Origin of the sequence: Acidovorax sp. IB03 (genome assembly GCF_016406015.1) — a bacterium.
Lineage (GTDB): Bacteria > Pseudomonadota > Gammaproteobacteria > Burkholderiales > Burkholderiaceae_C > Acidovorax > Acidovorax temperans.
Window position 1 is genome coordinate 1 of sequence record NZ_JAEFCH010000060.1, and the last position, 10,328, is coordinate 10,328.

General features: G+C 62.7%; 10 protein-coding genes and 1 pseudogene. All 11 read right to left on the reverse strand.

The window, feature by feature from the left end:
- Window positions 1–122 precede the first annotated feature (122 nt).
- Entirely contained in the window at window positions 123–1,574 is a 1,452-nt protein-coding gene (locus tag IHV84_RS19470) for an IS5 family transposase (protein WP_198848082.1), read from the reverse strand.
- A gap of 125 nt (window positions 1,575–1,699) precedes the next feature.
- Window positions 1,700–1,912, reverse strand: a pseudogene (locus IHV84_RS19475) (cobyric acid synthase CobQ); the annotation flags it as partial.
- Window positions 1,913–2,282: 370 nt separating this feature from the next.
- Window positions 2,283–2,714, reverse strand: coding sequence for a type IV pilin protein (locus IHV84_RS19480; RefSeq protein ID WP_304503755.1), 432 nt, complete (start codon window positions 2,712–2,714; stop codon window positions 2,283–2,285).
- A gap of 174 nt (window positions 2,715–2,888) precedes the next feature.
- Window positions 2,889–3,296 (reverse strand): hypothetical protein, encoded by a 408-nt coding sequence (locus tag IHV84_RS19485; RefSeq protein WP_233100139.1) that lies wholly within the window; start codon window positions 3,294–3,296, stop codon window positions 2,889–2,891.
- Complete coding sequence (locus IHV84_RS19490) at window positions 3,296–6,574, reverse strand: pilus assembly protein (RefSeq protein WP_198848084.1); 3,279 nt, start codon at window positions 6,572–6,574, stop codon at window positions 3,296–3,298. The genes IHV84_RS19485 and IHV84_RS19490 overlap by 1 nt, the downstream gene beginning before the upstream one ends.
- 12 nt (window positions 6,575–6,586) lie before the next feature.
- Window positions 6,587–6,985 (reverse strand): pilus assembly protein, encoded by a 399-nt coding sequence (locus IHV84_RS19495; RefSeq protein ID WP_198848085.1) that lies wholly within the window; start codon window positions 6,983–6,985, stop codon window positions 6,587–6,589.
- Between the two features lie 48 nt (window positions 6,986–7,033).
- Window positions 7,034–7,579, reverse strand: coding sequence for a PilX N-terminal domain-containing pilus assembly protein (locus IHV84_RS19500; protein WP_198848086.1), 546 nt, complete (start codon window positions 7,577–7,579; stop codon window positions 7,034–7,036).
- Between the two features lie 6 nt (window positions 7,580–7,585).
- On the reverse strand, window positions 7,586–8,671 hold the full coding sequence (locus IHV84_RS19505) for a PilW family protein (protein ID WP_255524243.1): 1,086 nt from the start codon (window positions 8,669–8,671) through the stop codon (window positions 7,586–7,588).
- On the reverse strand, window positions 8,668–9,165 hold the full coding sequence (pilV, locus tag IHV84_RS19510) for a type IV pilus modification protein PilV (protein ID WP_255524244.1): 498 nt from the start codon (window positions 9,163–9,165) through the stop codon (window positions 8,668–8,670). The genes IHV84_RS19505 and pilV overlap by 4 nt, the downstream gene beginning before the upstream one ends.
- Window positions 9,162–9,776, reverse strand: coding sequence for a GspH/FimT family pseudopilin (locus tag IHV84_RS19515; protein ID WP_198848090.1), 615 nt, complete (start codon window positions 9,774–9,776; stop codon window positions 9,162–9,164). Before IHV84_RS19515 ends, pilV begins: the two co-directional genes overlap by 4 nt.
- A 113-nt stretch (window positions 9,777–9,889) precedes the next feature.
- Complete coding sequence (gene nrdR / locus IHV84_RS19520; protein ID WP_198848091.1) at window positions 9,890–10,288, reverse strand: transcriptional regulator NrdR; 399 nt, start codon at window positions 10,286–10,288, stop codon at window positions 9,890–9,892.
- Between the last annotated feature and the right edge of the window lie 40 nt (window positions 10,289–10,328).

Genomic DNA, 10,328 nt, shown 5'->3' on the forward strand with positions numbered 1-10,328 from the left:
GCTGGATGAAATCACAGTATCAATGGGGCTGCTGGAGCTAAATAGATACCCCTTACAAATGCACAGTATTCGCCAGGGCCTGGAAATACTGCGCCGAGTCGATCTCGTCGGCCCTGCAAAATTCATCTCGCGGCGCCGACGAGAAGCGCCGGACGTGTAAGAGTAGCGAGTCGACTCGCCGACGCTGCGAGCGCTGACAGCAGCCAAAGCGAGCGCAAAAAGGCTGGAGCAATGCCCCGCCGGGCGATGGCACGCAGCAGCCAGCGGATGTCGAAGCCGGCTGCGCACAACACCGCATGCAGCGCGTCACCCTCAGCGCCCTTGAGCCAGCAGCGCTTCATGCCGTGATCGTGCTTGGCATGCCCGATGGCCGGCTCGACCGCCTGACGCCGCTTCAGCCAGCGCCGCTGGCTGCGCGTGAGCGAGCGGCTCTTGCCGCGATGGATCAATGTCACCCCGCCAATGTCGGCATCCGCCCCCCGGTAGCCCAGGTCGACGATGGCCGTGTGCGGCTTGACGCCCAGCTCCTGCAGCAAGACGGTGGTCTGCTCCAGTTGCTCGGCCAGCGTGTGGCCGTCGTAGGGGTTGCCCGGCAGGCTGCGCGCACCGACCATCAAGCCCTGCCTGGCCGTGACGGCCACGCTGACCTTCACGCCGAACTCGTAGGGCTGGCGGGCCTTGCCCTTGCCGATGCACTCGACCTCCGGCGCATGCAGCGCGTACAGCTTGTGCTTGTCCTTGGGGCGCTGCGAGCGGATGCGCTCGGCGCGCTCCAGCCATGGCTGCAGCCGATCACGCACGTCTTGCGGCGCCTCCAGCAGGCGGCGTTGCACGTCGCGCAGCACGCGCCCGAGCACGGTGCGCTGGCGCTTGAGCACCCGGCGCAGCCGCTTGAACTGCTTGGCGTGCGCATAGCCGCCGGCACGCCGGCGCAGGCTGCGGCCCTCGCGCTCGAAGGTCTGCTTCAGCCGCAGCCCGGCGCGCTGCGCCAGTTGCACCACCTTGGCCCGCGCCACTTCCAGCAGCCGACTGTCGGTGGGATAGGCCACCGCCTTCTCCTGCACCGTGGTGTCCACGATCACACGCTGCAGTTCGCTCTTGCGCACCGCCTGCATCTGCACGGCCGCCTCGATCGTCTTGGCCAGCAACTCCTCCACGCCGGCCTCGCCCAGCACCCGCCTGAAGCGCCCGATCTGCGTGGCATCGCACGGCAGGCGTGGCTCGTAGTACTCCTGCCCGCTGAAGAACTGCCACACCACGTTCTCGGCCCAGCGCTCGACCACGGCCTCGTCGCTCAGGCCATAGGCATGCTTCAGGTACAGCAGCGACACCATCAATTGGATCGCCAGGCGCGGGCGCCCCGCGGCGCTCACGCCTGCGCCGACCACCTGCAGCGTGGGGCCGAACAGGTCTGCACCTTCGATGCTGCGCCCGCGCCGGTCCTTGCGCGCCAGCAGCGGCGCCACGCTCGCTTCGATCTGCTGCCACGGCATGCGTGTGGCCAGCACCGCCAGCGGGTGGCGCAGGTCGATCATCTGGTCCAGTCGGGCGCGGAAAAAGTCCGGCGTGCTCATCGAAATCCCTCTCCAAACTCCCAGAAATTCGCATCGAGCCGATTCATCTTCGGGAGTTCCAACCCCGCAACATCACCTCACCAACTCAGTGTCCATGCGGCTTCAGGGCGTTTTGCAGGGCCGACGATCTCGCCCCAGGCGCCGCCGATGCCCTCGACCACGCGGGCGTTGTTGCTCATGTTCTGCGCCTTGAACGGCGCCACCTTCAGGCCCCGGTTGCTGTAGTAGCGGCACAGCGCGGTGGTGAGCCAGCTTTTGCCGGCGCCACTGGTGGTGCCAAGCACCATGACGCAGCGGGCCGGGCGCGTATTTGCGGTGACGTGAGTGATTTTTGCCATGGGCGCAACGATACCCGTTACACCCGAGGCGTCGCGCTATCAGCGCACGCAATGGTTTCGCGGCTCATGCGTGAAGGCGACGCATTTTGTCGCAGCACTGAAGAGAATGGTTGCCGCACTCCTCTTCCACACAAGCGCCAGCCCAGTCCAGGCAGGGCCCAGCAGAAACGGAGCAAACCATGTGGCTACTGATTGACGACGTTCGCGACCTTAACGCCGACGCCATTGCCCGCACGCCCGAAGCGGGGCTTGCGTGTGACCCTCACCCAGCACCGCGCCGTCCGCACCGGTGATGACACAACCCACCCGGGGTTTGGGCGGCGTCAGAAACAGGGCGCGCTCGGCCAACTCCAGGGCGCGAGCCAACACTTCAGCGCCAGCAGTTGGCCACGGTATCGGCCCCGGAGACCGCCTTGACACCCTGATGATTGAGGGAAAGCGTCGCGCATCGGGTATCGCCGGTCTGGGGCCCTTGGGGTGCGGCCTCGATGGTGAAAGTCGAGGCGGTCGGTTGGCCGCTGGCGAAGGCGAACTGATAAATCCCGGCGAGTTCGTTCGCGCACGCCGGGGTCGGCAGCGTGTTGGGCGTGCTGTAGCTCATGGAGGTGCTGTAGCGCCGCTCCATGTGCTGGGCCATCTCTTGCAGACATGCCGCGGCGTTGGCGCGCCGGGTTCGCTGGATGTGACTTTGGTAGCTCGGATACGCGATCGCAGTGATGATCGCGACAATCGCCAACACGATCATCAACTCGATCAGCGTGAAGCCCTTCAGGCGACGAGGCGCCATTAACGAACGTGTCATGTCTTCAGTCCCTGATGATTTCGCGCCAAGAAACGCGTCCTTTGAAACTCGCAGACCCCAGCCCGACGATGTGTTTGATCAAAGCGCCCGAAGTGGAACTGGTACCAGAGCCGCCCACGAAGATCAAGACGCGGGAGCCGGCTGCTTGATATCATGGCTCGATTCCGGCTGGCTTTAAGGGGCGAGGGGTGATGCGGTGACGACTTCATCGAGGACGAGCATTTTTAACCGGCCATCGCGGCTAGACTGAAAGGACAGGGGTCGGCCCCGGAACTTGGCGAGGCGTCCCGCCAGGTCACTCAGCTGCCCTGCGGGCAGTTGCAGCTTGCGCATTCCCTGTCCGGAAATGACGATGACCTGCGTGGCGACGGGGTCGATGCGGTAGGAGCGCCCCTGGATGTTGAGCCTCATGGTAGCCGGGTCGAAGTCGTTCAGGTTTCCTCCCTCCTCGAGCAGGAGAGGCCGCGGGCGTTCCGGCTCTTCGGCCTGGACGCAGGGTAGGGCCAGCAGAGAAAGCGCCCCTACAAAGGCCGCAAGTTTCGTGATCGGTGAAGACTTCATTTGGATGAACTCCATAAACATCAATCAATGATGATCTCGCGCCAACTAACACGTCCTTTGAATGTGCTGCCAAGATTGATTCGCACGCGTCCAAGATTACCGGTTGAGCCTGAAACGAAGCACTGGTTACCGATGCACATCGGATCAGTGGGCATGCCCACGCGCAGGTCGATCGAGGCGATGGAATCGCCGCTGCGTTGATCGGCGGTGTTGAATACCCCGTCGTCGTTGACATCGAAAAAGATGAAATCAAGGTTTGCGCCCGTGAAGGGGTCGATGGCATTGAGGTAGCCGCGTCCGCCTGGGGTGCAGGTATCTCCTTCCGGGATGCGGCTGCTGGCCATCAAGACGGGTTTGATGGCTTGCAAGAAGGTTTGCGTGCCGATCATGCGTTCACCTTCGGCGACGTTGTTGGTCAAAAGGTCCGCATACCAGCCCTGCTTACCCGCCATGTCGTTGGCGCTGGCTTTCGAGAAGGTACGGACCAGTTTGCCGCTCTGCGTTGTTGCCATGCCGATCGTACGTTGGCGCAACTGGGAGCGCCCGCCAATTGGCGATCCTTCATCGATCAGCCCGTACCAGCTCTGCACGCTCTTGTCATTGGGGTCAGCGTTGGTCAAATACCGCCCGGTGCCGAAGAAGACGAATGTCTTGCCAAAATGCGGGTCGCCTGCCTTGGTGTTCTTGATCGCCAAGGGTGGGCCGCTGATCGGTTGGCGCTGACCGCTGCCATTCTTGGCCACGAACAACGGCTGGCCGCTCAGGGCGAGGCTGCGGTTGGTAAGATCGAATTTCCACAAATTGCCCAGCTGGTCGCCAGCATAGGCAACATCCATGTCTCCATCGCCATCCACATCGTAGACCGCCGGACTGGACAGGCCGTTACTTTGCGTGGATGAGCCCGCGCCTGTATCGATCTTGGCGTCGATGGCGCCCGTCGCCGGGTCGATGATGTAAAGCACGGCCCGCTCGTTGCTGCTGTTGACGCCGTTGCCGGTGATGACGCGCCAGCCCAGGCCATCCACCTTGGCGATGACCGGTTTGCCGAGAATGAAGCCCATGTCGAGGTCGCCAGCATCAACGGTGCGATCCCAGAGCACGTCTGTTTTCTGGAAGCTGCCAGGGTTGGTGACATCCAGCCCGAACAGACCCTTGCCGCCGCGCCCCAAAGTCGCCACCAGGTAAGCATGGCCGCCTGTCTTGGTGGGGTCGCTGACGGCAATCTCGCCATCCACGAAATACCTGTGGCCATAGTTCGGGTCGGAAAGCTGCTTCAGATAGGGGTAAGCCCCCAGGGGAACATAGGCAAAACGTTCTACCCCGGTGCTGGCGTCGAAGGCGTGCAACATGCCGTCGTTGGCCCCCACGAACAGGGTATCCGTGGCCTTGACGTAGGCCGGGGACGAATCGACGATGTCGCCCAGTCGCCCTTCGCGGTTACGGAAGCTGCCCCCATGGTTCTGCTCCTGGCTCTGGTTGCCGCGCAGATAGTCGAGCACGGCCGGTGACGTCAGTTGGGTCTGCTGCGTACTGTCCAGCTGGCTCCAGGTGAATTCGATCTTCGTCCCGCCGGGGGTCATCGAGAAGATGTTGCGAAGGTTGGCGGCGGGCAGCAGGCTGGCGGCGTTCCAGCTCGGCGTGGGGGCTATACCAGTCGGCGTGACCGCATAGGCCAAAAGCTCGCCGGTCCACACGCCGGACTTGTAGCGGGCCTGATACAACATGCTGTCGGTATCGATCTTGGTGCTGTTCCCGGCCACGTTGGACGCTGCTGCAACCCGGTTTGAGATGGAGCCGAGCGTTTTCTTCAGGCCCTCGGCAAATTCCTGCGGGTCTTGCGCCGCGACGAATTCCCCATGGCCATTGACCGTGGCATGCCAGAGGTCGTCCGACTTGGCGGCATTGGAGCTGGTCGGCTCGGGCCAGCTCTTTGCACCGGAGGTCAAGGCGGGCAGGTCGGTCTGGGGGTCGAGGCTGCCGTTCACCCCCAGGGAGAGGGCATAGGTGGTCATGTGCTGCCAGAAGGCCGGGTCGGCCGTGGTGGTTGCCACATCGTTGTTGAGGTCGGTGCGCAGGTCACGCTTCCAGTATTTCATGGCGACGTCGGCGAGGGTGTCGCTCCAGTCATCCTTGAAGGGCCGGCTGGCCGTGTATTGATAGGTGGTATGACCGTCGGCATGGGTGATGATGCTGCCATTGGTGTTGTCCTGGTTGCCCACCGACCCGCCGTTGATGTTGTCATCGTCCCAGTAGCCATCCGTGGTCAGGATGGCGAAGTTCTGGCGGCAGGAGAGTGCGGGATCGGGGCGGAAATAATCGGGGTTGGTCTCGATCTGCTTGCCGATGGCATCCAAGCCCGAGCGCAGAGGGGTACCGGACGTGTCGATCGGCGTCTGGAACAGGCGGGTGTAGAAGTCCTGCCGCTCGGCGGCGTTGAAGCCATTGTTGTTGGGCGGGGGGTGTTTCCAGCCGGTTTGGTGGATGGTGGCGAAGCCGACGCGGTAATTGTCGCCGAGGGTGCTGAAGGCAAGGCTTGTACCCGCGCGCACGCCGAGGATCCGGGAGCGGTAGTAGGTAAACCAGTTGGCGTAGTTCTGGAGCTCTGCCGCGACGCTCCGGCCCCAGGGCAGCGTGGAGACAAGCGTTTCCGTAGCTATTCCTTGGGCCAAGTCCCACTTATACATATTGCCATTGCGATATTGGTAGCGGATGTAACTGGTCTTTTGAAGCTTGTTTCCCGTACCCTTGTAGACGTAGTAGGTGACGGGCGAAAAGGTGTGCGTTGTCCAACTGCCATTGTTCCAGTAAGCCGATCGGGTTTGTTCTGCCGTGAGGTCGAGGCTGCCCCGGCCTGGCTCATAGGGGTTGAAATAGGCATTGGATGGCGACGCGTTGGGGTAGCTCGTGCCATCCGGCTTGGCCCACGGAACGTAGTTTTGTTGCGGGTTGTAATAGACGACGTTGACCGTCGATGAGCGCAAATAGACAGCCTCGTCCGTGTCTGTGTCAAATTTCATGACGTAATAGGGGTACATGCTTCCGCCATAGACGTGGGCGCCCCCATAACCCATTCCCTGCCCTTCGCCCGCAGGGGGGAACATGTAATAGGCGTAAAGATAGTTTTCCGGCATGATCTCCCATTGCATGCTGCCAGAGTCATCCAGCATATAGAACAGGTTGGGCGCAACCGCCGAGCCCGTCTGGAGGGGGACGGCGGGGATGCTCAGGGCGCTGTGGGCAACAATGGGAGAGTGGCTCAGGCTGAGGGCCAAGACGAGGGGGAAGAGGCGGAATTTCATGATGTGGCTCCTTCAATTTGCCAGGAAAACCGACTGCAGCATAATGCTCGCGCGTCCCGGTCCCGGATTGCTGCGCGCCGTGATGCGGTAGTTCGAGCAATTCCTGGGGCTGTCGATATCCCGTGGCGTGCACGGAAAGTCATTGCCGAGGTATTCGACGAAATACTGGGGCGTGCCCGCGACGTCGTTGATTTTGGGGGCATTGACCCGAAGGCCGAAGCCCGGATCGAGCCAGCGAGACATAATTCGGTGATCTTTATCTGGCGCCAGCATCACCATCGGTTTGACGCTTTGCTGCACCGACAAGGGGATATTGGGAATGGTGACCGCTTGCGAGGCCAGCGCATGAGTCGCTGTCAACGCGAACAAGCCGTGGCGAACCGAGACACCGGATGACGGAAAGGCGTACATGGTGGACTCCGCAAAGATGATCCGATCGAACGGGCGGTTTGGCCGGGCTCAGGGACCGGTCGCATAGACGGACTGCAGCATGACCTGCGCACGTCCCGCCTCACCAACGCGCGCCGTCACCCGGTACCGCAGGCAGTTACAGGGCTGTGAGCTGCAGTCCGGGTTGGTGCTGCAAGGGAATGTGTCGCCGAGGTACTCGACGAAGTAGGTGGGCGTGACCGTCAAGCTGCCAGAACTGACCGCCGTCGCGGCCACCCAGCCGGTAAAGCTGCTGTCGAGCCACCTGGGTGTATCCGTAGCCGCAGGGGCGGCGCATACACGGACCGTATCGGGCGACACGGTGAAATCGCTGCAGCCGCTCGTCGGCTGCGGCTTGATGGTTTCAACCAGCGCTTCTGCTTGTCGAAGTGCCGCTTCCGCGCCCTGCAGGGCCAGGGCGCGGTCGTAGGTGTAACCGGCCATGCGCTCGTCGCCGGAAATGTTGCGCACGACCAAGAGGCCAAAAAGCGTCATGACCACCAAAAGGATGAGGCCGATGACCAATGCGACACCACGCTGGGCGCGCGGGCGGTGGAGGGGGCGCGGGAAGCTCATACAGGTTTAAATTTCACGGTTGCGGATCGACCCCAGAATCACGAAGGTGCGCGTGAGCGGGACGTTACCTTCGCCGACCGCTTCGGTGCTGCGCAGGGTCAGTTTCACCCGCGCGGCGACGACCTCTGCAGTCGTGCTCGTCCATCCGCCGGTAAAGGCCGACGCTGCGACCCAATCCGTCGCAAGCACGTTGTCGTTGTCGCGATTGCGGGTGAGGTAATCGATCTGCATGTTCTCGACATCGGGCACCATTTCCTGCACGTCGTTTTCGACGGCGCCAGTTGAACTGTTGAGTTTGATACCCACGCGGTAGAGCGACTTGGTGCCCCGGGCGTTGTGACCGATGTACCAGAAGGCTGGGTCCCAGCGGGTGAGTTGCGCCCCGGCATCAAAAGTGCGCGGGGTGGTCGTTGCGCAGGCTGCATCGGCGCTGCCGAGATTCATGCTGCAGTTGTAGGTGCCTGTGCCGTAGTCGTACTCGCCAAGGCTGACGCTGGCAGCGCCGATTTGCAGGAGTGCGGCGCTTTTGCCATCGCACACCAGCGCGGGGCGCGAGTCGTAGCGCGACTTGACCGCGGTGGAAATGACGCTGGCATCCGTAAAGCTGTTCTCAGCCGGGTCATGGCTGGCCAGGCGACGAAGGTCGGCCTCGTCCGAGGAGGGACGAAGAATCAGCAGCGCGTCGGTGCCACCGACACGGTCTGCTGTGCTCGCGCCAAATCCCTTGATCGCTGTGGAGTTCTGACCATCGTCGAAGCCGCGCACCATGCCGTCGTAGGTGCTGGCCCACCAAGGTACCGAGCCGCCGCTGCCGCGAAGCACGTTGGCCGACAGTGTGGAGCCACAGGGCACCATGCCTGCCTCGCGGATTTCACGGCTGAACATTTCAATGGCAAACCGGGCATTCTCATGCACGCGAGAGAGGTTCTGGTTCACGCGCAAGGTTTGGCCGCTGGTCAGGAACACATTGATCACGCCGCCAATGAGCACAAGGCCCAGAAGCAGGGCCACCATGAGCTCCACCATCGTGAAACCACGCTGGCTGCCTCTCGCCGCGGGACAGCCGATCGGTTGGGTACGCACGGTATTCATACGCGGGAGCTCAAAACGACCGACTGCGCCGACAGGCCGCCAGCGCGGCTGTCGTCCCACAAGATCGTGACGGTGCAGTTGTAGGCGTCGCACTGCACACGAACGCAGGTACTGGCATCGTCCGGCCGTCCCATGGTTTGCTTGACCAGCGTCAGCCACTGCTTGCGTGCATTGTCAGCGAGCGTGGTCGGTGAAGTGCCGAAGGCATTGGGATTGCAGATGGCGCTGGAGCCGGTGTTGTAGTCGCCACCGCGGGCATGCTCGCGATCGACTCGCAGCACATCGAGCATGTACTGCGCATGAAAGGTCGCCTGGGTGCGCTGCTCGGCAGAGATGCTGCCCTTGACCGCACGGGCCTGGAGTGCGGCCATCCCCAGAAAGCCGAAACTCAGAATGAGCACGGCGACGAGGATTTCAATGAGCGTTGCACCGGCTTGTCCGCGAATCGCTCGACGAGGACCTTGCGGACGCTGGCTTGGTGGATGGAGCGTCATGTTCGGCAAGCCGAAGAGGGGGGCGCACTGCAACTCGCAGAGACGCCGGTTGGGGTGGTCAAAACGGCGCGCCCCGTGCTGGAAATGCACAGATCGCGCGCCCGCTGGTCGTCATTGAGTGCTGCCGATGGGCTGCAAATACGGATTTTCCCGGCCAGAAACGCTCCGGTCATGGTTTTGGATCGCCCGTCTGCCGCATAGGAAACATAATTTGCCAGGTCACCATTGCCCAGAATCCTGACGCCGTTGAACGCGCCGACCTGGAAGGTGACGGTTTCGCCAGAATCGACGCTTGGTGTGGCAGCCGTGCGCGTCGGATCGATGAAGGTGATCCACCCGGTTTCCCAGCCCGCGCTGCCCGTGTCGCAGGTGGCGCCGTTGCTGCTTTTGCAAACCGTGACGCGCTGCCCGAGACGGATGGCTTCGGTACGCGCTCTCGCAGTCGCCAGCAACAGCTCATTGGACGCCTCCGAGAGTCGCGCCGCAGCGATCTGGCGTTGAAAACTGGGAACCGCCAGCGTGGCAAGAATGGCGAGCACACTGAGCGTGACCATGAGCTCGATGAGCGTCAGACCACGGTCAATGCGTATGGAATCGGAATGGATAGACATGGGGATGGTCCATTGACCATTTCAGTGTAGATGCGCGAACGCGGCACTCCAACGCCTTTTGTCGCCCAGCGACAGCCGCTCGTCGGCGGCGCGCAGCCGCGGTGAGCTTGTCCTTACTTGCGCACCTCGTCCACCAGCGCCCGGAAGTCGTCCACGTCCTCGAAGCTGCGGTAGACGCTGGCGAAGCGCACGTAGGCGACTTTGTCGAGCTTCTTGAGCTCGCGCATGACGAGTTCGCCCAGGCGGGCGGAGGGGGTTTCGCGGGCGCCGGAGGCGAGCAGCTTTTCCTCGATGCGCTCGATGGCCGCGTCAACCTGCTCGGTGCTGACCGGGCGTTTGCGCAACGCCAGCATGAGCGAGCCGCGCAGCTTGGCGCGGTCGTAGTCGGTGCGGCGGCCGTCCTTCTTGACGATGGCGGGGAAGCTGACGTCGGGCCGCTCGTAGGTGGTGAAGCGCTTGCCGCAGTGCGCGCACTGGCGGCGGCGGATGAAGTCCCCGTACGGATAGGAAATTCAACCGCATGAGGCCAAGTATGGCACGAGTTTTGGGCCT

Coding starts and splice junctions, on each gene's coding strand:
- IHV84_RS19480 (WP_304503755.1), bottom strand. CDS start 2,714: ATGACACGTTCGTTAATGGCGCCTCGTCGCCTGAAGGGCTTCACGCTG.
- IHV84_RS19500 (WP_198848086.1), bottom strand. CDS start 7,579: ATGAGCTTCCCGCGCCCCCTCCACCGCCCGCGCGCCCAGCGTGGTGTC.
- IHV84_RS19485 (WP_233100139.1), bottom strand. CDS start 3,296: ATGTTTATGGAGTTCATCCAAATGAAGTCTTCACCGATCACGAAACTT.
- IHV84_RS19515 (WP_198848090.1), bottom strand. CDS start 9,776: ATGTCTATCCATTCCGATTCCATACGCATTGACCGTGGTCTGACGCTC.
- IHV84_RS19495 (WP_198848085.1), bottom strand. CDS start 6,985: ATGTACGCCTTTCCGTCATCCGGTGTCTCGGTTCGCCACGGCTTGTTC.
- IHV84_RS19505 (WP_255524243.1), bottom strand. CDS start 8,671: ATGAATACCGTGCGTACCCAACCGATCGGCTGTCCCGCGGCGAGAGGC.
- pilV (WP_255524244.1), bottom strand. CDS start 9,165: ATGACGCTCCATCCACCAAGCCAGCGTCCGCAAGGTCCTCGTCGAGCG.
- IHV84_RS19490 (WP_198848084.1), bottom strand. CDS start 6,574: ATGAAATTCCGCCTCTTCCCCCTCGTCTTGGCCCTCAGCCTGAGCCAC.
- IHV84_RS19470 (WP_198848082.1), bottom strand. CDS start 1,574: ATGAGCACGCCGGACTTTTTCCGCGCCCGACTGGACCAGATGATCGAC.